Origin of the sequence: Eubacterium sp. An11 (genome assembly GCF_002161065.1) — a bacterium.
GTDB lineage: Bacteria > Bacillota > Clostridia > Lachnospirales > Lachnospiraceae > Anaerobutyricum > Anaerobutyricum faecale.
Map to the genome: position 1 here is coordinate 24,046 of NZ_NFLV01000018.1, position 24,501 is coordinate 48,546.

At 44.9% G+C, this 24,501-nt stretch carries 22 protein-coding genes; 10 read left to right on the plus strand and 12 right to left on the minus strand.

Annotated features, from left to right (window positions below; translation table 11 throughout):
- Positions 1–390: 390 nt before the first annotated feature.
- Complete coding sequence (locus tag B5E53_RS12795) at positions 391–1,056, minus strand: hypothetical protein (RefSeq protein ID WP_087315657.1); 666 nt, start codon at positions 1,054–1,056, stop codon at positions 391–393.
- Between the two features lie 131 nt (positions 1,057–1,187).
- Between B5E53_RS12795 and B5E53_RS12800 the strand changes: the two genes are divergently transcribed.
- The 4 genes from B5E53_RS12800 (at position 1,188) to B5E53_RS12815 (ending at position 5,050) form a co-directional block, all read left to right on the plus strand.
- A complete protein-coding gene (locus tag B5E53_RS12800; RefSeq protein ID WP_087315659.1) occupies positions 1,188–2,105 on the plus strand; it encodes a LysR family transcriptional regulator in 918 nt (305 codons plus the stop codon).
- Between the two features lie 142 nt (positions 2,106–2,247).
- Positions 2,248–3,447: a glycoside hydrolase family 27 protein gene (locus B5E53_RS12805; protein ID WP_087315661.1), complete on the plus strand. Its 1,200-nt coding sequence runs from the start codon at positions 2,248–2,250 to the stop codon at positions 3,445–3,447.
- Positions 3,440–3,730, plus strand: a complete 291-nt coding sequence (locus B5E53_RS12810) for a hypothetical protein (RefSeq protein ID WP_087315663.1) — start codon at positions 3,440–3,442, stop codon at positions 3,728–3,730. Before B5E53_RS12805 ends, B5E53_RS12810 begins: the two co-directional genes overlap by 8 nt.
- Before the next feature lie 39 nt (positions 3,731–3,769).
- Positions 3,770–5,050 carry an ABC transporter substrate-binding protein gene (locus B5E53_RS12815; protein WP_087315665.1) on the plus strand — a complete coding sequence of 427 codons (1,281 nt, stop codon included), beginning with the start codon at positions 3,770–3,772 and terminating at the stop codon, positions 5,048–5,050.
- A gap of 159 nt (positions 5,051–5,209) precedes the next feature.
- Here B5E53_RS12815 and B5E53_RS12820 read toward each other — a convergent pair whose 3' ends face one another.
- Complete coding sequence (locus B5E53_RS12820; RefSeq protein ID WP_087315667.1) at positions 5,210–6,091, minus strand: AraC family transcriptional regulator; 882 nt, start codon at positions 6,089–6,091, stop codon at positions 5,210–5,212.
- 235 nt (positions 6,092–6,326) lie between these two features.
- On the opposite strand from B5E53_RS12820, the gene B5E53_RS12825 reads away from it, so the two are divergent.
- From B5E53_RS12825 to B5E53_RS12835, 3 genes are all read left to right on the plus strand, one after another.
- The gene (locus B5E53_RS12825) at positions 6,327–6,758 is read left to right on the plus strand and encodes a MarR family transcriptional regulator (protein WP_087315669.1); all 432 of its coding nucleotides are present in this window, start codon (positions 6,327–6,329) and stop codon (positions 6,756–6,758) included.
- A 120-nt stretch (positions 6,759–6,878) separates the two neighbouring features.
- The gene (locus B5E53_RS12830; RefSeq protein WP_087315671.1) at positions 6,879–7,313 is read left to right on the plus strand and encodes an RNHCP domain-containing protein; all 435 of its coding nucleotides are present in this window, start codon (positions 6,879–6,881) and stop codon (positions 7,311–7,313) included.
- A 161-nt stretch (positions 7,314–7,474) separates the two neighbouring features.
- The gene (locus B5E53_RS12835; protein WP_087315673.1) at positions 7,475–8,146 is read left to right on the plus strand and encodes a DUF6198 family protein; all 672 of its coding nucleotides are present in this window, start codon (positions 7,475–7,477) and stop codon (positions 8,144–8,146) included.
- Here B5E53_RS12835 and gltX read toward each other — a convergent pair whose 3' ends face one another.
- On the minus strand, positions 8,147–9,607 hold the full coding sequence (gene gltX / locus B5E53_RS12840; protein ID WP_087315675.1) for a glutamate--tRNA ligase: 1,461 nt from the start codon (positions 9,605–9,607) through the stop codon (positions 8,147–8,149).
- Positions 9,608–9,940: 333 nt separating this feature from the next.
- Between gltX and B5E53_RS12845 the strand changes: the two genes are divergently transcribed.
- On the plus strand, positions 9,941–10,630 hold the full coding sequence (locus tag B5E53_RS12845; protein WP_087315677.1) for a transmembrane protein: 690 nt from the start codon (positions 9,941–9,943) through the stop codon (positions 10,628–10,630).
- Between the two features lie 54 nt (positions 10,631–10,684).
- Here B5E53_RS12845 and nrdG read toward each other — a convergent pair whose 3' ends face one another.
- From nrdG to B5E53_RS12885, 8 genes are all read right to left on the minus strand, one after another.
- Positions 10,685–11,212 (minus strand): anaerobic ribonucleoside-triphosphate reductase activating protein, encoded by a 528-nt coding sequence (gene nrdG, locus B5E53_RS12850; protein ID WP_087315679.1) that lies wholly within the window; start codon positions 11,210–11,212, stop codon positions 10,685–10,687.
- 20 nt (positions 11,213–11,232) lie between these two features.
- Positions 11,233–12,153 carry a carbohydrate kinase family protein gene (locus B5E53_RS12855; RefSeq protein ID WP_087315681.1) on the minus strand — a complete coding sequence of 307 codons (921 nt, stop codon included), beginning with the start codon at positions 12,151–12,153 and terminating at the stop codon, positions 11,233–11,235.
- 24 nt (positions 12,154–12,177) lie between these two features.
- The gene (locus B5E53_RS12860) at positions 12,178–13,092 is read right to left on the minus strand and encodes a nucleotidyl transferase AbiEii/AbiGii toxin family protein (protein ID WP_087315683.1); all 915 of its coding nucleotides are present in this window, start codon (positions 13,090–13,092) and stop codon (positions 12,178–12,180) included.
- Positions 13,083–13,670 carry a type IV toxin-antitoxin system AbiEi family antitoxin domain-containing protein gene (locus tag B5E53_RS12865; RefSeq protein WP_087315685.1) on the minus strand — a complete coding sequence of 196 codons (588 nt, stop codon included), beginning with the start codon at positions 13,668–13,670 and terminating at the stop codon, positions 13,083–13,085. Before B5E53_RS12865 ends, B5E53_RS12860 begins: the two co-directional genes overlap by 10 nt.
- A gap of 173 nt (positions 13,671–13,843) precedes the next feature.
- Positions 13,844–16,006, minus strand: coding sequence for an anaerobic ribonucleoside-triphosphate reductase (nrdD, locus tag B5E53_RS12870; protein WP_087315687.1), 2,163 nt, complete (start codon positions 16,004–16,006; stop codon positions 13,844–13,846).
- 415 nt (positions 16,007–16,421) lie between these two features.
- Positions 16,422–17,537 carry an N-acetylmuramoyl-L-alanine amidase gene (locus tag B5E53_RS12875; protein ID WP_087315689.1) on the minus strand — a complete coding sequence of 372 codons (1,116 nt, stop codon included), beginning with the start codon at positions 17,535–17,537 and terminating at the stop codon, positions 16,422–16,424.
- A 30-nt stretch (positions 17,538–17,567) separates the two neighbouring features.
- Positions 17,568–18,242 (minus strand): response regulator transcription factor, encoded by a 675-nt coding sequence (locus B5E53_RS12880; RefSeq protein ID WP_087315691.1) that lies wholly within the window; start codon positions 18,240–18,242, stop codon positions 17,568–17,570.
- Positions 18,243–18,500: 258 nt separating this feature from the next.
- Positions 18,501–19,535, minus strand: a complete 1,035-nt coding sequence (locus B5E53_RS12885) for a 3-deoxy-7-phosphoheptulonate synthase (protein WP_087315732.1) — start codon at positions 19,533–19,535, stop codon at positions 18,501–18,503.
- 260 nt (positions 19,536–19,795) lie between these two features.
- Between B5E53_RS12885 and B5E53_RS12890 the strand changes: the two genes are divergently transcribed.
- Together B5E53_RS12890 and B5E53_RS12895 are read left to right on the plus strand one after the other, a co-directional pair.
- The gene (locus tag B5E53_RS12890) at positions 19,796–21,703 is read left to right on the plus strand and encodes an AAA family ATPase (protein ID WP_087315692.1); all 1,908 of its coding nucleotides are present in this window, start codon (positions 19,796–19,798) and stop codon (positions 21,701–21,703) included.
- 179 nt (positions 21,704–21,882) lie between these two features.
- Positions 21,883–23,046 carry an SEC-C metal-binding domain-containing protein gene (locus B5E53_RS12895; RefSeq protein WP_087315694.1) on the plus strand — a complete coding sequence of 388 codons (1,164 nt, stop codon included), beginning with the start codon at positions 21,883–21,885 and terminating at the stop codon, positions 23,044–23,046.
- A gap of 20 nt (positions 23,047–23,066) precedes the next feature.
- Here B5E53_RS12895 and B5E53_RS12900 read toward each other — a convergent pair whose 3' ends face one another.
- The gene (locus tag B5E53_RS12900) at positions 23,067–24,470 is read right to left on the minus strand and encodes a L,D-transpeptidase/peptidoglycan binding protein (RefSeq protein WP_087315696.1); all 1,404 of its coding nucleotides are present in this window, start codon (positions 24,468–24,470) and stop codon (positions 23,067–23,069) included.
- Positions 24,471–24,501: the final 31 nt, after the last annotated feature.

The window sequence follows — 24,501 nt, forward strand, 5'->3', positions numbered from 1 at the left end:
CGAAAGCGGCATCTTCCTATCCGCCGCAGTGCGATCCTCGCGGAGCGTTTTTTATTTCATGGGAATGCAATTTCCTATGAAATAAGAAAAGGGCAACTTCAAGAAGAAGCTGCCCAGACGGTCGGCTGATAACAGACAGCGAAAAAGCGCTGTCTCTCCGGCCACACTGTGTAAACTCACATATCCGTCAGCGGCCGGATCATCTGTCACTGCAAATGGTGACAAACATACCATTATGATATCTTGTCAGAAAAACTTCCGTCTTCCCGGCAAATTCTTAAAATCATCTATATAATTGCATATTTGAAAATCTTTGTCAACACAAAAAATTCAGCTGGAATGCTAAAATTTTCGGATATGTCAAAATTGCTGCCGGGAACATTCCGTTCTTTATTTCACCAGATATCTTCCTGTATTTTCAGCTGTATTCTCATAAAACTTTAAGTTCAGCTGTTTTGCTCTTTTTTCCAGAGAACGGATTTTCTTCATACATTTTTTATAAGAAACTTTTTTGCCATTTACTTTCATATCAGAATAGTAAACGTCGTAACCCATATCGGCGTTATATTTTTTTACGGTTTTCCCTTTCGCGGAGGCTGGCGTATCTGAAATCTGATATTTCGCCAGGGTAATCTTTTTCCCGTTTTTGCCCAGACGATAGTAGGAATTCTGTATAACACCCGTATTGGCATAAGAATCCACAAAGAAATTCTTATTTTTATAAATGTAAACATTGGTAAAATGTCCCAGAGACTTTACTCTTCCTTTTTTATATGTATAGATTCGATGCCATCCGTCCATATGGGACGCCTGCACATATCGTACAATTAATTCTTTCACTCCGTCCTTATTGATATCTGCGGCAGCAAATAACACATCAGAAGAAGGGATGCTTGTCCATTCTGACCACTGGATCTGATCCTGCGACAAAAACTGATGGTAGGCTGTCATGGCTTTTTTGTTCTTTTTGGCTGATGCCGCATTGGTCTGCATCGGCAGCAGCAGAGTCAGCACACACAAAGCGCACAACATAGCTATTACATTTCTTTTTTTCATATCATTCTCTCCTTTTGCCTTTTTTCTATAAGTATACTCTGCCAGAAATGGAATGTCGACTTTATTTTTTATATGTAAAATAAATAATTTTTATATTATAATAGATTATATATATTACTCAGGAGGTATCCATGAATCTGTATCATCTTCGATATTTTATTGAGCTGGTCCACACCAGACATTACACAAAAGCCGCCGCAAAGCTGGGCATCACCCAGCCAAGCTTAAGCCACGCCATCTCGCAACTGGAAAGCGAACTGGGCGTCCCTCTTTTTGAACGAAACGGACGCAACACCACCCTCACCTGTTTCGGAGAAGAGTTTCTCTCTTATGCAGAAAATTCCCTGAACATCCTCGACAACGGCATTGACTCCCTGAAACACAGCGCCCGGGGAAACGGTCTCATTCGCCTTGGCTTCCTGCGCCCTCTGGGAGTGGAATTCATTCCAACTCTGGCTGCCGGATTCTTACAGCAGCACCCTGAGCTGGATATTCATTTTATTTTCCGTACCGGTTCCACTTCTTTCCTGCTGGACGGTCTTATCGCCAAGGATTACGATCTGATTTTCAGCTCTCAGATTCCTGAGGAATACCAGCAGTATCATCTGACCAAAACGCCTGTGGCCTATCAGGATCTGGTGGTCATCGTACCGAAAAATCATCCTCTGGCAGACAGACAATCCGTATCTCTCGGGGAAACTCTGCCTTATCCTTATATTTACTTTGCAAAGGGAGCCGGCATCCGCAATGATATTAATGAACTTTTTCAAATCCTCGGCAGCCGTCCGTCCATCGCCTACGAGGTGGAAGAAGACCAGGTGATCGCCGGCCTGGTGGCCCGGAACTTCGGCATCGCCATCGTTCCTTATATGGATCTGCTGCGTCGGCTGGATGTGCAGATTTTAACCATCGAAAAACCCGCCTACAAGCGGGAAATCTTTATGGTCAGCAGTCAAAACACTTATCTTACCCCATCCGTTCAGTTATTCCAGAAATATGTATATGAACAGGATTTCCCCGGAAAAGGAAAAAAGAAAATCGTTTTATGAGATAAGGGGCTGTTTTATAACAGTCTCTTTACATTTCTTTTGCTCAAATTTCACAAATATCGCACATAACGTCTGGTTTTGCCAACATTAAACCATGTACCAATTCCACTTTCCCCTCTATAATATCAGAAAAAGAAAGGAGATGAACAAAATGATTGCACAATTACCTCCTATGGGATGGAATTCATGGAATACTTTTGGGAAAGACATATCAGAAGAGTTATTATTTCAAATTACAGATACAATTATTGAGGAGGGATACCGTGAAGCCGGCTATGAATACGTCATTGTGGACGACTGCTGGGCTCTGAAAGAGAGAGACCCGGAAGGTAATCTGGTCCCGGATCCTGAAAAATTTCCTCACGGTATGAAAGCTGTAGCCGATTATATTCACAGCAAAGGGCTGAAATTCGGTATTTATTCCTGTGCAGGTATTCTGACCTGTGCCGGCTATCCGTCCAGCTACGACCACGAATATCAGGACGCCAGACAATTTGCCCGGTGGGGTGTTGACTACCTGAAATATGATTTTTGTAATTTTCCGGACAACGCCGACTGCAAAAACCGTTATCTCACCATGAGTATGGCTTTAAAGGCCAGCGGCAGAGAAATTCTGTTCGCCGCCTGCAACTGGGGCACCGAAGATTCCTGGAACTGGATGCGTTCCATCGGCGCTCACACCTATCGTTCCACAGGAGATATTTTTGACAATTATCAATCCTTTATACGGATTTTTCAGTCACAGCTGCCTCATTTCAGTCAGTCCGCTCCTTTCTGTTTCAACGATATCGATATGCTGACTGTCGGCATGTATAACAAAGGAAATGTGGCCATAGGCAAAGCCTGTACCGACAACGAGTACCGGATGCAGTTTTCCCTCTGGTGCCTGGCAGGTTCCCCTCTGATTATTGGAGCAAATATCCTCGAACTGAATCCTGCCATGAAAGAACTTCTTCTCAACAAAAGGCTGATCGCCATTGATCAGGATCCGGAATGCCGTCCTCCTTATCTGGTGTCTCAGAGAAGCGTAAAAATTCCGGAAGAAGACAGAGAAAACGCCATTGAGCCGCTCCGCTGCATTAAAGATCAGCTTTACATTTTCCTTAAGATTCTTTCTGACAATACATTTGTTGTTGCTTATTACAATCTGTTTGAGCAGGAACAGGAAATGCTCTTCTCTTTCGCAGACGCCGGCATCCCTTATGCCAGCGGATACGGATTTACCATGGAAGATGCATTTACCGGGGAATCCATCGGTGTCGTGCGGGATTATCAGAGAGTGACGGTTCCAGGTCACGACTGCAAACTTTATATCTGTAAGCTGGTGGACTGCAATGCGTGATACTTCTCTGATCTATGCCCCAAAAAAAGCCAAAACGGCTACTTCCGACTCTGATAAGACAGAATCACCTGCCGCCGGCTCTGTGTGTACCAGATGTGGGACTTCTCTCTCCCATGACGAAATTGCCCTGACAAAAAAGCTTGTCAACCGCGGCACCACCCGGTACTACTGCCTTTCCTGTCTGGCCGCTGCCTTTGAAGTAAGCGAACAGGATCTGCAGAATAAAATTCGGTTTTTTAAGAGGATCGGATGTACTTTGTTTCATCCGGATTCTTATGAATAAACATTTACTATAATTTTTCAAAATGAAGGAGGAAAAACTATGAAGAAACTATTCAAAAAAGCTGCTGTCATTGGTATGGCCGGAATTCTCACACTTTCCGCAGCCGCCTGTGGTTCCAGTGACGAAAGCGCCAATGACGGAAAAGTTGCCATCACTATTTTCAATTCCAAAACGGAAATTCAGGAATATCTGGAAGAAGCGGCAGCAACTTACGGCGAGCAGAATAACGTGGATATTGAAGTATATTACTCCAATGATACCGTTGCAGCTCATCTCTCATCCAAATATGCGGCTTCCGATCCTTACACTATCGCCATGACCGATGCTAAAGATATCTATAATCTTGCATCTGAATACTGCACAGATTTAAGTGATCAGCCTTGGGTGAGCGATACTGATTACGCCATCTCCGTGGACGGAAAAGTTGTTGGCTTCCCGGTATGTGTGGAAGCAAGAGGTCTTCTCTACAACGCGGACGCCATCGAAGCTGTCACCGGAGAACCTTTTGATCCGTCAACTATCCAGACTCTGGATGATCTGACTGCCATGTGCGACAGACTGGTTGCCGGCGGTATGGAAGCTCCAACAGCCATCTTAAAACCTGACTGGTCCCTGGGCGCTCATTATATCCAGCAGGTATATGAAGAGAGAGAAGATGTGGACGGTTTTGTAAACTCCCTCTTTGAAGGAACCGCAGATCTGGCCAATGACGCCAAATACAACGCTATCATGGATACATTTGATGTTCTGAAAAAATATAACAAATTCAAAGACATGGCAGTATCTGTAGAAGACGAGCAGGTACATCAGGCACTGTCCGAAGGTGAAGTTGCCTTCCAGTTCGGCGGTTCCTGGGAATGGAACGATATCATCGACTATGATTACACAGGAAATGTAGGCATCATGCCTCTTCCTCAGGATATCCAGGATGCTTACACCGGATGTATCGTGGGCGGCGGTTCCAAATTCTTCTATATCGACAGCAGTGAATACACCACAGACGAACAGAGAGAAGCTGCCAAAGGTTTCCTGAACTGGATTGTTGACTCAGACGAAGGAAAAACATTAATTTCTGACACATGCGGTATGGTATCTCCGTTCAAGAGCAACACTGTACCATGTACCAACGCTCTGGGCGCCATGGTAAAAGAGTACGCAGACGCAGGTAAAATGGTTCCGAACTATGACTTCGACCCGGACGATCATTTATCCGTTGTGGGCGCACATATGCAGGAATACCTTGCCGATAAGATTGACCGCACTCAGCTGGCTACTGATATCGAGGAGTATTGGAAAAACGCCACTCCAATTGCTCATTGATATAAATTATCCTTCTCTAAAAAATGAAAGAGCCGGGCATTCCAATGCCTTCCGCCTTTCAAATGAAATACAGACATGACTGTCTGTTTCATCAAAAACGGCTGTCCGATATGATTCGGGCAGCCGTTTTGTCTTACTCATTTGATTTCCCTTTATATACTACATTCCTTTTTCCTTCATCTTCTCTCTGTATTTTCTCGGACTGAGCCCGAATTTATTTTTAAATGTTTTGGAAAATGTAAGCGGATTCTCATATCCCACCTTCTCCGATATGGCCTGCACAGACAGACTGGTGGTCCGCAGCAGCCGGCTTCCCTGCTCCATGCGGTAATTTAACAGATACTCCTGAGGAGAAATATTCAGCTTTTCCTTGAAAATGTGCGTCAGATAATATCGGGAAATTCCGATAAAAGAAGCCACCTCGCTGATGCGGGTATTCGAATAATGCTCATGCATGTATTCCAAAGCCGTATTTACATAAATCTCCGGGGAATAATCATAAACCTCCGTCTTATCTTTATCATCCCTGTTCTCATACTGGGATTCTACCAAAAGAGCGATAATCTCATAAAGCAGAGATGTACGGATAAGCTCGTTGGCCACCGTCAGCTCATGATGATTAAGAATCTTTTCCGTAATCTCCAGAAAACGCTCCGGCTCAATATAAGTTTCTCTCACCGGACACTCCTTGGTAAGCCCCGCCTTTTCCAGAAAATATCCCGCTCTCGTTCCTCCGAATGACACCCAGGTATAATGCCACGGATCTTCCGGGTCCGAATAATAATACGTTTCAATATCCGGCGGAATCACAAAAATCTGTCCTCTCCGCAGCTGATAGGACTTCCCGCCGATTTCCAGCGTTCCCTTCCCATGCAGAACAAAATGTACATGATAATCCTCCCGCACCGAAGGCCCGTAAGATTTATCCGGCTTGCATCGTTCTATACCGCATACCGTCAGACACAGTTCCTCATTAGCCTTGATCTCACTGCCCAGCCAGCGGAAATTCGCGTCGATCCTGTAATTTTTATCTACCTCCATACTTTATCCCCTTCCCCGTCAGTTCATATCATTATTTTATGTTTCTGTCTGTCCCATTTTTTATGTTCCTTTTATGACTTTTTCACTAAAATCATTTTACCAAAAAACAGACTTTTTTGCCTGTACATTTTTATTTTTCAATATATGTAAATCTGAAAAAACAGTTGACTTATGTCCGAAATCGTATATAATAAGGATGTACGAAATCATACATTAATTAAAAAGGGGTTGACTTATGCACTATTTGAAAGCAAATCAATATACATATCTTGCCGGCGAAATCAATGCACTCTATCATGAGGCCGCCGTCAAAACGGGTGTCTCTGACAGCGTGCAGAACATTTTATATGTCATTTGTGAAAAGGGGGACCGCTGCCTGCAGAGTGAGATCAGCAGACTGACAGGCATCAGCCGGCAAACCATCAATTCCGCCATTCACAAGTTGGAAAAAGAAGGAATCATAAGACTGGAACAGGGCAAGGGGAGAAATACGATTGTCTGTCTGACCGAAGAGGGCAAAAACTACGCCCGCCGTAAAATTTACCCGCTGTTTGAAATCGAAAATAAAATCTGGGCAGATTGGACGGAAGAAGAACAGCAGCAATATTTGCTCCTCACCCAAAAGTATCGGGACGGACTGAAAAAATATATGGAAACCGCTTTTTAATGCAACAATACCGCCCCACAAAATGTGGCGGCCAGCGGCATTTTTCCTTGGCGGCTTTTCTCCTTGGAAACGTATTCTGGAAATGTATTTTCAGGCGCCGTCCCTTCAGGGAGGTAAAAAATGAACAGAGAAAATAAAAGAAAACCATATCAGAAAGGCTACTATAAAACACATCCATGCAATGACAGTTTTACCTGCAAGGTCTGCGGACGCCCGGTCGTATCTGCCGATTCCGGCAGCAATCACCGCAATCACTGTCCCAACTGTCTCTCAAGCCTGCATCTGGACATTGAGCCGGGCGACCGGGAATCCGACTGCGGCGGCATCATGGAACCGGTGGGCGTCTGGGTCAGAAACAAGGGAGAATGGGCAATCATCCACCGCTGCAAACGCTGCGGACATTTGAGTTCCAACCGGGTCGCCGCGGACGACAATCCCATGAAACTTATGTCTATCGCCATGCGGCCACTGTCCAGACCACCGTTTCCTCTGGAACGCATCGAGGAAATGACCGCGTTGATGGGCGGAGACGGCTGTCTCTATAACACAAAGTAGGTACAATTGCTATAATATAGACATAATTTATAATTTCATAAAAAATATTCATTAGAATTATATCCTTCCCGGTGGTACAGTTATACCGTAAAATCATATCAAACCGTGCATTTACACTGCACGGCAATGGCAATATATCTTATCACCAGGAGGGATTTTTTATGTCTACAACCGATACTCCTTATACATTCCGCGGAGAGCTGGCGCTGGTTCTCGCCGTCATCATCAACAGTTTCGGCGTGGTGCTGATGCTTCACTCCGGTTCCGGCATCTCCGCCATTTCAAGTGTTCCCTACGCTTTTTCAGAGGTGTTCCCCATACTGACACTGGGTACCTGGACATACATTTTCCAGGGACTGCTCATCGCTGTCCTCATGATCATGAGAAAACGTTTTGTCGTTTCTTATCTGTTCAGCTTTGTAGTGGGATTTTTCTTTGGCATCATGATCGATGTACATGAAATGTGGGTTACTCTTCTGCCGACAACACTGCCGCTGCGGATTCTGTATTTTATCGTCAGCTATCTTGTGATTTCTTTCGGCATCGCCATTTCAAACCGCTGTCAGATGCCGATTATCCCGACGGATCTTTTCCCACGGGAATTTTCCGAGATAACCAGCATCCGTTATTCCAGAGTCAAGATTTCCTTCGATGTTATCTGTCTGCTGGTCACCGCCTGCATGACATTTTTCTGTCTGGGACATCTGAAAGGCCTCGGCATCGGCACCATCTTCGCCGCCTTTACCATGGGAAAATGTATCGGAATCATGGGTGAAAAAATGGACAAAAAAGTCGCTTTCACGTCTTTTTTGTCCACACATAAACTAGCGTAATTAACCAATGGCCGCTTCAATCTTAGCGATGGCTGCCTCAATCCGGGAGAGGGTCTCATCCTTGCCGATGACTTCCATAATCTCGGTGGCGCCGCCCGGCGTCATCTGCTTGCCGGACACAGCGGTACGAACCGGCCACATCACAAATCCGTTCTTATATTCATGGTCTGCGGCAAACTGACGAAGAGTCTGATAAAGAGCATCGTTGGAGTAATCTTCCTGCTCTTTCAGAACCGGAAGAAGTTCTTTTAACACTACCAGTGACTTCTCCGGTGTCGTCTTGTTCTTTTTGTGCGTGTACATAGCCACATCATATTCCGGCACCTGCTCGAAGAAATCCACCATCTCATAGATATCCGGGAAAATCTCGATTCTCGTCTTTACCAGAGCAGCAATCTTCTTTAAATCATAATCCTTTGTGATAGCTTTTTTCAGATACGGTTCTGCCATTTCATAGAACTTATCAAAATCCATGGCTTTCAGGTATTCGCCGTTCATCCATTTGAGCTTCGTCATATCAAAGACCGCCGGAGACTTACTGATATGATGATAATCAAAGGCTTCCACCAGCTCATCCAGCGAAAAGATCTCTCTGTTATCAGACGGGCTCCATCCAAGAAGAGCCACAAAGTTTACAACGGCCTCAGAAACAAATCCCTGCTCGATCAGATCCTCGTAGGAGGAATGTCCGGAACGTTTGGAGAGCTTCTGATGTTCCTCATTGGTGATCAGCGGACAGTGAATGTATTTCGGTTCTTCCCAGCCGAAAGCCTGATACAGACGGGTATACTTCGGTGCAGAAGACAGATATTCATTTCCTCTTACCACATGAGTAATTCCCATCAGATGATCGTCCACTACATTGGCAAAATTGTAGGTCGGATATCCGTCGGATTTAATGAGAATCATATCGTCCAGCTCTTCATTTGGCTGAGAAATATCTCCATAAATCTCATCATGGAAGCATGTCACACCTTCATTTGGAATATTGGCACGAATGACAAACGGCTTGCCGGCTGCCAGGTTCGCCTCAATCTCTTCTTTGGACAGATGCAGACAGTGCTTATCGTAAGTACTGATCTCCTTGCCTCCCACTACTCTTTTCAGAGAATCCAGACGTTCCTGATCACAGAAACAGTAGTATGCTTCACCTTTGTCAATGAGTTCTTTGGCATATTTCATATAGAGACCGGAAGCACAGCGCTCACTCTGAACATAAGGGCCACATCCGCCGTCCTTGTCCGGACCTTCATCATGCTTCAGTCCCGTGTCTTCCAACGTACGGTAAATAATAGGAAGAGCTTCATCCATAAATCTCTCCTGATCCGTGTCTTCAATCCTCAAAATAAAATCTCCGCCCTCATGTTTCGCAATGAGATATGCATATAACGCAGTACGCAGATTACCCACATGCATTCTTCCCGTCGGGCTCGGAGCAAATCTTGTTCTGATCTTGCTCATATTTTCTTCCTCTCTTTCCAAATGTATTGTCGGACCGGGGTTTCTTTCCCGGTAAATGTACTGTATCGCCAGGGGCTTTTCCCCACGGCAGCTGTTACGCCCATATCACAGGGACATTCTCCCCGGTATTATAGTATAAAACCCTGGCGGAAACAAGCCATATTCTAAATTCCAGCGATGATTCCTCTTACAAAAACATAACAACAAAGTAAAAAATCTGAAAGATGCCTTCCGGGAAAAAATTGCGCAAAACCTCATTTTATGCTAGTGTAGTGGCAGGCTATGAGACACACGCCGCTTTCCGCGGCCTCAAATACACAAAGGAGGACATTTATGTTTTCAGATTTCATTACATTTATCACAGAACTGCCCGCTCAGCTCTTACACACAGGTACCTTTCTTCCGGATTCTTTTGAAACCGGAGCCGCCCATCTGGATACCATCAGCAATTATATCGACGGTATCGATACCTCTTACAAGATCATCGCCACCACCGTTTCTCTGATCATCGCTCTTCTGGGCTGCTTTTTCGGCTACAAGCTGTCCAAACTGTTCATGAGCCTCACCGGACTTCTGGTTGGCGCCGTTGCCGGAGGCATGATCGGCGCATCTTTTCTTGATGGTTCCGGAGGCGTCATTGCCGTCTGCGCACTGGTGGGAGCGGTGGTTCTTTCCATCCTTGCCTACCGCATCTATCAGGCCGGCATCTTTCTTCTATGTTTTGGACTGGCTTTCATGGCCGCCGCATCCGTCCTTCCATTCACAGGAGACATTCAGTTCTTCCTGTCCGTGGTAGTCGGATTCATCGTCGGATCCCTGGCGCTCCGCTTCATCCGGCCGGTGATCATCATCACCTCAGCCGTTGTCTGCGGTTCCTCCGCAGCCGGATGTCTGACCGTACTGGGACAGTACATGAACATGGATCTTCTGTCCTCCTATCCGCTGCTGCTGACAGTCTGCATTATCGCTTTAGGCGCACTGGTACAGTTCCTGACCACATCGGGCGGAAAACACAGCCGCTAGGCATCCCGACTGACAGCTGTGGGAATCATCAGATGGCATTTGTCATCCATCCTATCAATCTTCATGTTCCCACAGCACGGTCTTTCCGGCCGCCAGGCTCTTTGGCACATCAATGAGCCTCTGGTTGGAAGACCCCCGGAACAACAGACTGATATCCTTTAACTCTTCTATGAACGGGCCGTCCACCAGCACATCAATGAGCTGTAAGAGCGGCCCTGTATACCGCCACTTCGGCACCATCCGCTCCAGAATATCTTTCTCAAACACATATCCTGTATAACACCAGATGGTCTTGTCCGGAAATCTTCGTTTCACTTCTTTAAGAAACGGCAGCAGTTCCTGCTGGTTCACATATTCCATAGGCTCGCCGCCCAGCACCGTCAGGCCGCTCACATAGGAAGGCTCCAGCCATTTAAAAATCTGCTCCTGAGTCTTCTTCGTAAAAATTTCTCCATATTTAAAATCCCAGGTTTCTTCATTGAAGCATCCCTTGCAGTGATGGGTACAGCCGCTGACAAAGAGAGAAACCCGCACGCCGATGCCATTGGCGATATCGCTTTTTTTAATGTTGCCGTAATACATTTATTTCTTCTCCTTTTCTACTATTTCAAAAACTCCTCCACACTCTCCCGGCTCTTCACTCCCGTGGTCGCCCCGATACTCTGCACACATACCGCCGCACAGGCCATTCCGTACTGGCAGCACTCCCGGAGATTTCCGCCGTGAAGCAGAGCGGAGATAAATCCAGCCACAAAGTTGTCGCCGCCACCCGTAGAATCCACTGCATCCACAGAATAGGCCGGCATGGAAAACTGGCCCTGTCCGCCGCTGACGGTGCAGCCTTTCTCGCCGGTTTTGATGATGACATTTTTTACGCCGAGACTGCGGAAATGTTCCGCCATGGCCATGCATTCCGTCTCTCCGGTGTAATACTCCCCCTCATTTTCATTGGGGAAAATGTAATCGATGAGCGGAAGGATTTCCCGGATATCATCGAGAGCCAGTTTTCGGTAGGTGGGCATCTTCGTGTCTGCGCAGAGGATGGCGCCCTGTGCCTTGGCCGCCCGGGCGAGACGGATGATCGTATCGCTGTTGTCCAGGGGCGCCCGGAACAGGCTGGCAAGAGAGACAACTTTCGCTCCCTTTATGGCATGTTCGGACGGTGCGTAACCGGTGAGCATGGTAGCTTCACTGTTGACGGATATGCGGGTGCCGTCCCGGTTGACCATGAGATTGGCAATGGGTGTGGTGAGGGAATCACTCTGCGTCACATCGCTGACGTCGATGCCGCGGGCCTCCATCTCATGGAGAATCAGATTACCGGCCACATCATTGCCCACGCCGCAGACCAGCTTCACCTGATGCCCCAGCCGCGACAGAATCACCGACTCGTTGAGGGCGTCTCCGCCGGTGTTCAGACTGATTTTTTCCGCCCGGTATACATTTTTCTTGTGGGGCTTTTCTTCCTTACCCCTGGTGATGCAGTCGATGACTGCCTGCCCGATACATACGATTTCTGCCATGTATTCCCTCCTGTTTATTTCTTTCTATTTACTCCATACATTTTCTTTTGCCGACCACGTTCCAAAAAAATCTTTTTGATTTAGTATAGCTTCATATATTGGACCAATAAACAAGGCAATTTGATTTAGTACGGAAATAAAATCCGGTTTTTCAAGTCCCGGTCCTGGATTATAATTATTCCATAACGTTCTCATAAATTCATTTTGATGAAATAATTTTATTTTTTCTAAACTATCTTTTTTATATGTAGTTCCTCTGTGTTTCAAAGTTTCAAAAATAGCCCTGTATAATACCGCTCCATCAAAATCAAATATCTTTGACCAATAGAAAATATCATAAAAATCTTTCATTCTACTGGAAGCTGACATTCGTTTCAAAATAGCATCAAACTTTTCTGCCATCGTACTTTCCAAAGAGTATGTATAAATATCCGGTTCTTTAAAACCTGCCAACCGGGTTGTTACCGTTCTCTTTATCGGTGCAGGTATTATCACATCATCAACTCCAATATCAACAGAAAAAGGAATTATAACATTTTTTATACAAGCTTTCATATTGATTCCTACACCTGAATATTTCTTTTCTGGCGTAATTTCTTTTATCCCAAGAACTTGAATATCTATAAAGTCATTTCCAGTATCCATCTGACATATTTCCTTAATTATTTTTTCCATACCCGAAATATCATTGGATAATTTTCTGAGCATAAAATCAATATCCATAGTAGGTCTGCCCTCAAAATGAGATATTATATATAAAAACATCCCACCTTTTAAAACAAAATTTCCGGCATATCGGGATATTTCCAGTTTACGAAGAAATTCCTCCTGTGCAAACAGTTGGAGACAAGTCTGATAATTAATTCCCGTTTCCCTGGACTGTTTTTTTAATCTGGAAAGAACTGAGGCTCCCATATCTTTAATTTCTTTTACAGCCATATTCCTATCATCCTTCTTGCCTTTTTTTCCACACCCAGTCTTGCCGCATATTCCATTAATCTGGCAGAATCTTTATCCTTATCTCCCACATATCTTTGGATTATAGTATTCAACACCTCTCCATCCATTGTATTGATATGTCTGAGACAATCACAGATAATTCTTTCTCTATCATATATTTTTACAGTTATCCCGTCAATCTTTCCCTCACTCACACCTATTCCTAACCTGTTTGCAGAAATAAAATGCGGTTTTATTTGAGGAAAATCTATTTTAAATTTATTTCTTGCCGATCTATTATCCACTGCGATATGCCATATACCAGGTACACGGTCGGTATATCCATAATACATTGCTGCGGACATATCACAAACAATGGCATCCGGAAATAGTGCACTTATGACTGAAACTTCTGAGAAAGCTTTTTCGTCCTGCCATTGGTAGTAACCATATTTAATCTTCTCTACAAGACCTTCTGCCATCAACTCTTGAAGAATCTGATAGGATACCCCTTCCCTTTTAAGTTCACACGTGCGCATGATTCCTCCGTATTGTTTAAATATTGATTCATAATTCATAAACACACTCCTGCCCACTTCCAAAACAACTTTATACAAATTTTAATCAGTTTTTGTATTAAGTTGTATTATACACAGAAAATGAAAAAAATCAATTCAGAATGATAAAAAATATTTTATTCCGAAAAATAAAAAACCTCCGTACGAATTAAATTCATACGGAGGTATCAAAATTACAGATGCATAACCCTCTCTTTAATCTCCTGGGTTCTTCCCTGGTTCCAGAACTGGGTTCCGATGTAGCCGCAGGTTCTTCTGGCCACGTTCATCTTGTTCTGGTCTTTGTTGCCGCAGTTCGGACATACCCAGATGAGTTTGCCGTGTTCGTCGCTCTCGATCTGGATTTCTCCGTCGTAGCCGCAGACCTGACAGTAATCGCTCTTGGTATTGAGCTCTGCGTACATGATATTGTCATAAATGTGTTTCATGACTGCCAGAACCGCCTCGATGTTGTTCTGCATATTCGGCACTTCCACATAGCTGATAGCTCCTCCCGGGGACAGTTCCTGGAACTGAGCCTCGAAGGACAGCTTGTCAAAGGCGTCGATCGGCTCTGTGACATGTACGTGATAGCTGTTGGTAATATAGTTCTTGTCTGTCACACCCGGAATGATGCCGAAACGCTCCTGCAGGCATTTGGCAAACTTATAAGTGGTGGATTCCAGAGGAGTGCCGTACAGGCTGAAATCGATGTTGCCCTCCTCTCTCCATTTAGCGCAGGCGTCATTCATGTGCTGCATAACCTTGAGGGCAAATTCTTTGCCTTTCGGGTCTGTGTGGCTGACGCCCATCATGTAACGGGTACACTCGCAGAGTCCCGCATAGCCGAGGGAGATGGTGGAATAACCGCCGTAGAGCAGTTTATCAATCTTTTCTCCCTTCTTCAGACGGGCCAGAGCGCCATTCTGCCAGAGGATCGGAGCCACATCGGAAGGAGTACCCTTCAGACGATTATGACGGCACATAAGGGCCTCATGACAGAGTTCCAGACGCTCGTCAAAGATCTCCCAGAATTTATCCATATCTTTTCCGGAGGAGCAGGCCACATCCACCAGATTCAGGGTCACAACGCCCTGGTTGAATCTTCCGTAGAACTTCGGCTTGCCGTTTTCATCTTTATATACAGTCAGGAAGGAACGGCATCCCATACACGGGTAGCAGTTGCCCTGTTTTAACTTCTTCATCATTTTCTCGGAAATGTAATCCGGAACCAGACGTTTTGCCGTACATTTGGCTGCCAGCTTAGTCAGATACCAGTATTTGCTGTCTTCATGGATGTTATCCTCTTCCAGCACGTAAATGAGCTTCGGGAACGCCGGCGTAATATACACGCCCTTTTCATTTTTTACACCAAGAATCCGCTGATTGAGCATTTCCTCAATGATCAGCGCCAAATCGTCCCTTGCCGGTCCTTCTTCCACCTCATCCAGGTACATGAACACCGTCACGAACGGTGCCTGACCGTTGGTGGTCATGAGGGTGATGACCTGATACTGGATCACCTGTACGCCCTGCTTGATCTCTTTGCGGACACGCATCTCGGCGATCTCGTTGATCTTTTCCTCATTAATCGGCATGCCCTCTTCTTCAAACTCTTTCCGCACTTCCTTCCGGAACTTATCCCGGCTGATCTGCACGAACGGAACCAGATGGGAGAGAGTGATGCTCTGGCCGCCGTACTGGGAGCTGGCAATCTGTGCCACACTCTGCGTGGCGATATTGCAGGCGGTGGAGAAACTCTTCGGCTTCTCAATCATCACATCACTGATCACCGTACCGTTCTGCAGCATATCTTCCAGATTCACCAGGCAGCAGTTATGCATGTGCTGGGCAAAATAATCGGAATCATGGAAATGTATGATACCCTGTTCGTGAGCTTCCACGATATGTTCCGGCAGAAGGAAACGTTTTGTGATATCCTTGCTGACCTCTCCGGCCATATAGTCTCTCTGGACACTGTTGACCGTCGGATTCTTATTGGAGTTCTCCTGAATGACCTCTTCATTGTTGCACTCCAGGAGACTTAAAATCTGTTTATCAGTGGAATTGGACTTACGAACCAGCGCCCGCTTATACCGGTAAGTGATATAATTACTTGCCACACGGAACGCTTTCTGATTCATGATCTGATTCTCCACCAGATCCTGTATCTCTTCCACACTCAGCGCACGGCCCATACCCTCACAGATGATTTCCACATTTTTCGCGATTTCCTCAATCTGCTCATCGCTCATCTGATCTTGCAGCACAACACTGTTGTTGGCCTTCTTTACCGCGTTATTGATCTTGCTTCTGTCAAACTCGACTTCCATGCCGCTTCTCTTGATAATCTTCATACTCTCTACCTCGATTTCCTGTCAAATGTTATGTCTATATGGATAATTCCGGTGCTGTGGTTTTGGTTCCAAAAACTTCCGGAAGAGCCTTACCAAACATACTGCCGGAAAAAATTGTCTCTCTCATTTCATGAGCATTGCCATTATAGCACAACAAATCGTGCCATGCAACATATTATTCTACTATATATTGTGTTTCTTGGGGATTCAAAAGAATAAGTTATCAGACATAAAAAGAAGCTGCCACATTCTGCAGCCCACATCTGGATATGATAGCCGACTTTTCCGGCTCTGTCAATATCCAGATGTGAATACATCACTTGTGACAGCTTAATGCTATATTTCCATATTATTTTTTATTATTTTAAACAGATGGATTCCAGCATATTGCCGGAATCCGTTTTTAAACTTCTGCTTATAATTTACCCTCGGACTGCAGATAACCAACAATGGCCTGATAAAGCTCCTGACCATAACGGGTCGCGTTGGCGTTCATCTGTCTGGCTTCCGTAGAATTGCTGATGAAACCATACTCAATGAGGCAGGCTGGCATTTTTGTCCGGTTCAGAACGCTCAGGTCTGTTCTATTCTTGAGGCCTCTGTTGGTAAATCCTGTGGTCGATACCACGGATTTCTGGATATACGTTGCCAGCTCTCTGGAGGTGAGTCCATTTTTCGCTGTCACTGTATTCCGGCTGGAATTATACAGAGTCTCCGTTCCATGAGCCGAAGCCGATGCAGAGTTAATATGGATACTTACAAACAAATCTGCGTCATAGTTGTTAGCCAGATTACTTCTGTCTGTCAGACTTGGATATGTATCCGATGTTCTTGTATAGTACACCTTAAACCGGCTGTCATTATCAAACATTCTCTTGGCGCCCAGAAGAATGGAGAGTGTCATCGTTTTCTCTCTGTAACCATTTCCCGTCGCTCCGGAGTCCATGCCGCCGTGTCCCGCGTCGAGAACCAGGGTGATCTGTCCGTTTTCCGCTGAGGAATTGGAGGAACTGCTGCTTGAGGATGTCGTTGCGGAGTTCACCGCTCCTTTCATCTTGATCACGCCATTTTTCAGCTTATAAGTGATTCCGAGACGGCTGCAGACACTCTTTAAAGGCACTGCCCATTTGGTCTTTCCGCTTGGATAAGTCACCTGCATAGCCGGTGCGCTCATCCGGGATTTCTCACCGTTGACGGTCACATTTCGGCTTCCATTTTTCAATACGATAACATTGGAACGATACTGCATGGTCAGCGTATTGCCGCTGCTTTTTACTGTCACTTTCAGGGAACTTTTCTTGAAAAGCTTATTAACCGGTCCCATGTAGCAGCCATTCTTCAGGAAAATCGGCTGTTTCGCTACCTTGATTTTGCTGTTATTTACGTAAGCATATGTTTTCTTTCCGCCGAATGATTTCGTTTTTCCTTTGTACACCACCGTCACTCTGGAAGATGCATCCACCTGCGCAGCCGGCGCTGTCAGACTGAAACACATAATAATGACCATCAATAAACCTAACCATCGTTTCATCGTTATAAAAATCCCCTTTCCTTGTATTTTTTAAACGTCAAAGCAGTATCCCACGCCATACACAGTCTGTATATAAGGGTATTGCTTTGTAAGCTTCGCTCTCAGTTTCTTTACCAAAGTATCCACACTGCGGTATCCGCCAATGTAATCATATCCCCACACGGAATCCAGGATCTTATCTCTGGATAAAATCATTCCTTTGTGTTTGATAAAGTATTCCATTAAATCGAATTCTTTCGCTGTAACCTTCAGAGCCTTCCCCTCAAGATAAATCTTTCTGCTCTCATAATCAATGGTAATCGCTCCTGCTGTCTCCACAGAAAGCTTTTTCTCCGAAAATCTTCTGAGGATTGCTTCCACATGAGCCTCCAGAAGAGGCAGGGGAACCGGTTCTGCCATGTAATCATCAATCTTCTTGGAATAAGCGTACAGCTGAGTGTCAAGACGGCTGTCCTTTGATATAATGATAATCGCCATATCTGATACGGCCCGGACCTTCTCAATGATATCGTATCCTTTTCGTCCGGAATCATCTATATAAAATACAAATACTTCCGGCTTATGTCTTCCCTTGGAAATGATATCCATCAATTCATCCAAATCCGAACAACTTATGACGCCATATCCGCTTTCCTCAAAGTAAGCTTCCATCTGGCGGCACTCTTCTTCTTTCTGATTAAAAATCATCAGTCTGCTCAGAAGCATCTGCCATCTCCCTTTCCTTTACTTGTTAAAATTATATTACGTAAAAGTGTTCTAAAAATGACTTATTTAAAATTATTGTAACATTTTCTCTCACAAGTGTACAGAATTACCAGAAAAGAAACCGACGATACATGTTATCATTTTACAAAAAATTATTACAAAAAACAAGCCTGCACACATGTTTTGTTTACAATGTACAAAGGCTTTGTAATGAATACAAAGCCTTTCGTAATATCTTATTTATAAAAATTATTAATTTTATAACAAATCTGCGATTTCATAGATCAACTGCTCAGATTTTTCCCATCCAAGACAAGGGTCTGTGATGGATTTACCATAACAGCCTCCGCCAATCTTCTGACATCCATCTTCAATATAACTCTCGATCATTAATCCTTTCACCAGTTTTCTGATGTCTTTTGATATCCGGCAGCTGTGAAGAACCTCTTTGGCAATCCGGATCTGTTCCATATAATTTTTACCGGAATTGGAATGATTGGTATCAATGATGACTGAAGGGTTCTTCAGGTTGGTCTCCTGATATAATTCATAAAGCTGCATCAGATCTTCATAATGATAATTCGGGAAAGTCTGACCGTGCTTATCCACATATCCCCGCAAAATTGCGTGTGCGTATGGATTTCCCATGGACTCCACTTCCCATCCCCGGTAGATAAACATATGACCGCTCTGAGCCGCTGTAATGGAATTCATCATAACACTCAGATCTCCGCCGGTCGGATTCTTCATTCCCACCGGAACGCCGGCGCCGCTGGCCACCAGACGATGCTCCTGGTTCTCCACGGAGCGGGCGCCTACAGCCACATACGATAATAAATCTGAAAGATATCTCTGATTTTCCGGATACAGCATTTCATCAGCGCAGGTCAGACCGCTTTCCAGAATCGCTTTCTGATGAAGCTCCCGGACAGCAATGATTCCCTGCCACATATCCGGCTTCTTTTCCGGGTCAGGCTGATGAATCAGCCCCTTGTATCCGCCTCCCGTAGTACGAGGCTTATTTGTATAAATTCTCGGAACGATCCAGATTTTATCTTTTACTTTTTCCTGTACCTTTGCCAGCCTGGAAACATAGTCCAGCACTGAAGACTCATTATCTGCAGAACACGGGCCGATGATGAGCAGAAGCCGGTCGGACTTTCCTTCAAAAATCCTTGCAATCTCCGGATCTCTCTCATTTTTAATCTTAACTACTCTCTCATCTGCCGGAAACTGCTTCTTCAGATCTCTCGGTATCGGCAATTTTCTATAGAAATTCATCTGCATATCCATGATACTTTTTTCTCCTTTTCTTCCAAAAATCTGATTTTTCAATGAATGTAATCATGATCACAGAAACCCTCCTTTTCCGCATTGCAGCGTGGCTCCCGCAATCATTGCATTTTTTTATTATTTTCCTTATAATAAACAGGTGATTTGCATAATGAAAGCCTATTGCAGTCACCAGAAGCTATCTTAACATAAAAAAATCAAAAGTACAACACTTTTTCGCTTTAAAGTAAAAAATTATCTGTAAAGGAGTAATCGCAATCTTGAATACAATCATTGACACTTTATCACAGGCTTTCCGCCTTGTTCAAAATGCCGGACAGCCCCTCTCTTTTGAAAACAACTGCATACAGAATATGTTCCTTCTTCCGTCCCGCATCGAGGCTTTCCACGATGACGGGCTTTTTCTCAAATTTATCGAAAATCTTCTCCGGGAACGGAACAACTTTTCCTTTCCGGAAAACGCCCGGGAATACGACCGGTACTTTGAAGACTGCATCCGCCTGAAAGAACAGATGCGTTCCGCCGGTGATCCAGCCAAAACAACAGCAGATCCATTCACCGGCAATACTCTTCCACAATCAAAAGGTCCATCCGCCGGCAATACTCTTCCACAATCAAAAGGTCCATCCGCCGGCGATACTCTTCCACAATCGGAAGATCCATCTGCCGATAACAGTTTTCCGGAAGATATATGGCTGCAGTGCACCATCAGTCTTTTTGAAAATCTAAAAACACCCTTTTATTCTGTGTATGCCCAAACTATGCTTGGACTGGAACCATGCTTTAAAGACAGGAGTTTATTCCTTCGGACACTGCAGGACTTCTACTCAGTCATCATCAAGTCCACACCGGAAAACCTGCAGCACATCGCCCGCATTGCGAAACGGGCTTCTTCCTATATAATATACCTGAAACAGAACGAAAAACTTCTGGCGGATATTCTGCGCTTTCAGCTTGCCTGTTTCACCACAGAAAAGAATATCTGGCTGGTAAAATTATTTAACGAAATGTATACCAGCAAGATTTCTTCTCTGGATGACATCCGCATCGAGGGATTTCTTGCTGATTTCCAGAAAAAAGAGCTGGACTTTTTATGCCGGCTGACCACCAGTCAGGACGGATCCCAGGGCGGGGCGGACCTTGTTCCGGAATCTCTGCTCCGGGAAGCCTCTCCTCTGTCCGAGATGGATTTCCCGGAATATCTCGCTCTTCGAGCACTCGATTTCTCCGGACTGCGGGAACACGCACCCGAAGAAGTCTTTCCGGGATACCGGCGCCATAGCGGCAGTTCCCATCTGTCCTCCGACAGCATTTTAAATAAATATGCTTATAACATGACAGCCGCCTCCTATATTACAAACCCTGCCATCGGCAGAGAAGCGGAACTGAATGATCTGGAACTGATTTTGATTTCCCCGAAAAAGTCTCCGATTCTTCTCGGAGAAGCGGGCGTCGGCAAAACCGCCGTGGCCGAGGGACTTGCCTGGCTTTTGCAGAGAGGACAGGTACCGAACCTCCTGAAAAACAGGGAAATCTACAAACTGACCACCACCTCTCTTTTAAGCGGCACCAAATATGTGGGCGAGATGGAAGAGCGCATCCGCCAGCTCATGGAAGAGCTGGACAGACATCCGGAAATCATTTTGTTCATCGATGAAATCCATACCATCGTCGGGGCAGGTTCCACCGAAAGCTCCAATAATGATATCTCCAATATGCTGAAACCGTATATTGACCGGGGCGATATCAAAATCATCGGCTCCACCACCAGCGATGAGTACCAAAAATACATTCTAAGCGACAAGGCTCTGGCCCGTCGTTTCTACCCTGTTACCGTGGAAGAACCAGATGCGGATACGACACTCCGCATTCTTCTTGGAACCATCCCTGCCGTGGAATACGAGACGAAGGTGAGGAATGCATTTTCTCAGGAAGTCACCATTCAGATTCTCCGGACTCTCATCCGACTCTCATCGGAAGACTATCAACCGCAGGATAAGAGGACCCGAAGACCGGAGCTTCCGCTCACTCTCCTTGAAATGGCTTTTTCCTATGCAGCCCTGCAGTCAAGGGATACCGTATCCAGAGATGATTTCATCAGCGCCGTCCGACACTCGAACCTCCTGAAAGCGGAAGTAAAAAACAGTGCAGAACAATATTTTTTATGAAATGCAAATTATTTTCACTATAAAATAACAATACTACCAAAAAAAGAGAGCCAAAAGCTCATTAATTATAAGGAAAATCACGAAAAAAATAGTATAATGTATCAGGACAACAAAAAAGCATCCATGTAATTTCTTATGAAATAAATACTCTTTATTATCACTGACAGGAAATATACTATATGAACACATACAGCAATTACTTATTAACAAGAACAAAAAAAGATTTAATTCAGCTGGCAAAACTTCACGGCATGTCCGGATATTCATCCATGAAAAAAGACGAGCTTGCCCGGAATCTTCTGGACTATCTGTATACCCCTTCCGTCATCCATAACTTTTTTGTCTATTTAGGGGATGACGAACTGAATCTCATACATTTCCCGGAATCCGGACATCCGGCACTATACCGGAGGATGTATGAGGGCGGCTATTGTCTGAAAAATACAGATGGCTCATACCAGATTCCGCAGCAGCTGATGGAAACTTCCGCAGAACTTTTGACAGGAGCCTTTGAAAAAGAGCGCCAAAGAAAAAGTTTTCTTCTGGACTGTCTCAACGCTTCAGGGCATTTGTACGGCTGTTTTCCGGCGTCCATTCTTATGAAAATGTACAACGCATACGCGCCAGCACCTTTGAAACGGGAAGATATTCTGCAGGAAATACGAATCATACCTCCGTATTTCCAAAGTTTTATTCTGGAAAATGATCTGATCATTCAGGAAGCCCTGTACGCCAATGCTTTATATAAGAAGATACAGCAATGCCAGGGAACGCTTCCTTTTTATATGCCGGACAAAACACAAATCCGGTATCTGTCCCGTTTCGGATATTTCCCGGAAGATCAGTATACAGGGCAACTGTCCGAAATTCTTGCCGGCACAGGAGAAATCACCCGGGAAAAAGCCCGGGAACTCAGCGGTGAGATCCAGACTCTGTTCCGTCAGGGCGGCACCATGGAGGACGCCGTCACATTTCTTAAAAAATACGCTCGATCCCGGGAACATTCAAAGACAGGCAATCAGAAGACAAAAACTCCAGAGTCAGAAAACCAGTCGTCCGGATCTCCAAAGGCAGTCAGTCATAAATCCGGCACTCCGGAGCCAAAAGCTTCTCCAGGATATGCCCTGGCAGACATCCTTGACGCGGGCATCGCCGATGCTTCCGGGCGGAAACTGCTCTCTGCCCTGAACAATGTCTTCTCGCACGCTGCCCTTCTTCTCAACAGAGGATATACAGCGGCGGAAGCCATGAGACTTAAACAGAAAAAAGTAAAAATCTATCCCAACAGTCCCTGCCCCTGCGGCAGTGGAAAAAAATATAAAAATTGCTGCGGACGACGTTAAGTCGCCCGCAGCTTTCTTTTTTACCAGTGCACTACCACCGGATACGTGGATTCTATGTTATTGTAAATGGTCTTTACTGCATCATACGGCGTATTGACACATCCATGGGAACCGTCATATGTATAGATGCTGCCTCCATAACTGCTTCTCCATGAAGAATCATGAATACCCACGCCAGAGTGAGTAAACGGCAGCCAGTAGTCTACCGGAGATGCATATCCCTGTCCTGTTAATGTATAATTGGTGGTCTTATAGAGAATATAATATACACCTGTCGGCGTTCCCCGTCCAAGACTGGTATTTCCGGTAACTACCGGAGTGGAAACTACAGTCTCACCGTTCTTATAGAACCACATGTGCTGGGAACCCAGATCCACTTCCACATAAGTATCTCCGATATCATTCTTTTTCCGGCTCTTGGCATAGTGAGAATATTCCGGCTCTCTGGTTACTTTCTTTCCCTTTTTGATCTGTTTGACCAGCTTCGCCGTCTCCGCCTTCTGATCAATGGTCCATCCGTAAGTTCCGCCCTTCACATCAATATCATTGCCTGCAATGGATGTAAAATGCCGTTCAATACCTACTGTATCATACTTATCGGCAAGCTTTGCAACATATTTTGCCGCTTTATCCTCATTCACCTTGACTTTAAACTTCTTTGTCACACTGAGCCACTTATTGATGGTACTTCCCGTCAACTCCTGTGTCCTGTCGTCAAAATCATAGACGATATCCGTGCTGACATATTTATTGAGCGTGTCGTTGGACTGAAGCACCTCTTCAGAATCTTTGGTATAAGCAGGGTTCTCATAACAGCCGGCTTCCTCAATATCAATACTGTCATCCTGCCGGATGATCGCCTCTTTGAGCGCCGTATAGAACTCCTCCCTTTTTACCGTGTTACCGTATATCTCATCAACAATATCATAGGAATTCGTCTCTTCATTATACTGAGACCATGCATCCACCGGAGCCACCACCTGATTCTCATCAAAAGCGTTAAGTCCGTTAAACGCATTCTCATAGGAAGTCTCATCCACTTCCAGAGTCACCCCGTCGGAGTACTTTTTGTTGATAAATGGAAAGGTAATCCAGGCATAAGCCTTCTGCCCTTCTTTGATTTTCTCCAGTCTTCCGTCATCCACAAAGGTGAGTCCCACATCAGAAGAAGCGACCGATTCTTTTTTATTATCTCTTTCTGCGATGGAAATGGTGTATTCTCCCACACCTTTCTCTATCATCTCTTTTACTTTTCCCACACTGTGGAAACCGCATTTATATCCGTTGATTTCCGTTCCCGGAAAAAAATGAAAATGAAAAAATACCGAAATCAGGGCATAAATCACTATGACTGCCGCCACAATGACGCCCACTTTTTTTCCTGTACTCCACGAAGAAGTATTCTTACTCTCCTTCTCTTCCATGATTGTGCCCCTTTCTTCTAAATCAACCGGT

Coding starts and splice junctions, on each gene's coding strand:
- B5E53_RS12880 (WP_087315691.1), bottom strand. CDS start 18,242: ATGCTTCTGAGCAGACTGATGATTTTTAATCAGAAAGAAGAAGAGTGC.
- B5E53_RS12825 (WP_087315669.1), top strand. CDS start 6,327: ATGCACTATTTGAAAGCAAATCAATATACATATCTTGCCGGCGAAATC.
- B5E53_RS12875 (WP_087315689.1), bottom strand. CDS start 17,537: ATGAAACGATGGTTAGGTTTATTGATGGTCATTATTATGTGTTTCAGT.
- B5E53_RS12810 (WP_087315663.1), top strand. CDS start 3,440: ATGCGTGATACTTCTCTGATCTATGCCCCAAAAAAAGCCAAAACGGCT.
- B5E53_RS12800 (WP_087315659.1), top strand. CDS start 1,188: ATGAATCTGTATCATCTTCGATATTTTATTGAGCTGGTCCACACCAGA.
- B5E53_RS12830 (WP_087315671.1), top strand. CDS start 6,879: ATGAACAGAGAAAATAAAAGAAAACCATATCAGAAAGGCTACTATAAA.
- B5E53_RS12805 (WP_087315661.1), top strand. CDS start 2,248: ATGAACAAAATGATTGCACAATTACCTCCTATGGGATGGAATTCATGG.
- nrdD (WP_087315687.1), bottom strand. CDS start 16,006: ATGAAGATTATCAAGAGAAGCGGCATGGAAGTCGAGTTTGACAGAAGC.
- B5E53_RS12820 (WP_087315667.1), bottom strand. CDS start 6,091: ATGGAGGTAGATAAAAATTACAGGATCGACGCGAATTTCCGCTGGCTG.
- nrdG (WP_087315679.1), bottom strand. CDS start 11,212: ATGTATTACGGCAACATTAAAAAAAGCGATATCGCCAATGGCATCGGC.
- B5E53_RS12795 (WP_087315657.1), bottom strand. CDS start 1,056: ATGAAAAAAAGAAATGTAATAGCTATGTTGTGCGCTTTGTGTGTGCTG.
- B5E53_RS12865 (WP_087315685.1), bottom strand. CDS start 13,670: ATGAATTATGAATCAATATTTAAACAATACGGAGGAATCATGCGCACG.
- B5E53_RS12845 (WP_087315677.1), top strand. CDS start 9,941: ATGTTTTCAGATTTCATTACATTTATCACAGAACTGCCCGCTCAGCTC.
- B5E53_RS12860 (WP_087315683.1), bottom strand. CDS start 13,092: ATGGCTGTAAAAGAAATTAAAGATATGGGAGCCTCAGTTCTTTCCAGA.
- B5E53_RS12885 (WP_087315732.1), bottom strand. CDS start 19,535: ATGGATATGCAGATGAATTTCTATAGAAAATTGCCGATACCGAGAGAT.
- B5E53_RS12815 (WP_087315665.1), top strand. CDS start 3,770: ATGAAGAAACTATTCAAAAAAGCTGCTGTCATTGGTATGGCCGGAATT.
- B5E53_RS12895 (WP_087315694.1), top strand. CDS start 21,883: ATGAACACATACAGCAATTACTTATTAACAAGAACAAAAAAAGATTTA.
- gltX (WP_087315675.1), bottom strand. CDS start 9,607: ATGAGCAAGATCAGAACAAGATTTGCTCCGAGCCCGACGGGAAGAATG.
- B5E53_RS12900 (WP_087315696.1), bottom strand. CDS start 24,470: ATGGAAGAGAAGGAGAGTAAGAATACTTCTTCGTGGAGTACAGGAAAA.
- B5E53_RS12835 (WP_087315673.1), top strand. CDS start 7,475: ATGTCTACAACCGATACTCCTTATACATTCCGCGGAGAGCTGGCGCTG.
- B5E53_RS12855 (WP_087315681.1), bottom strand. CDS start 12,153: ATGGCAGAAATCGTATGTATCGGGCAGGCAGTCATCGACTGCATCACC.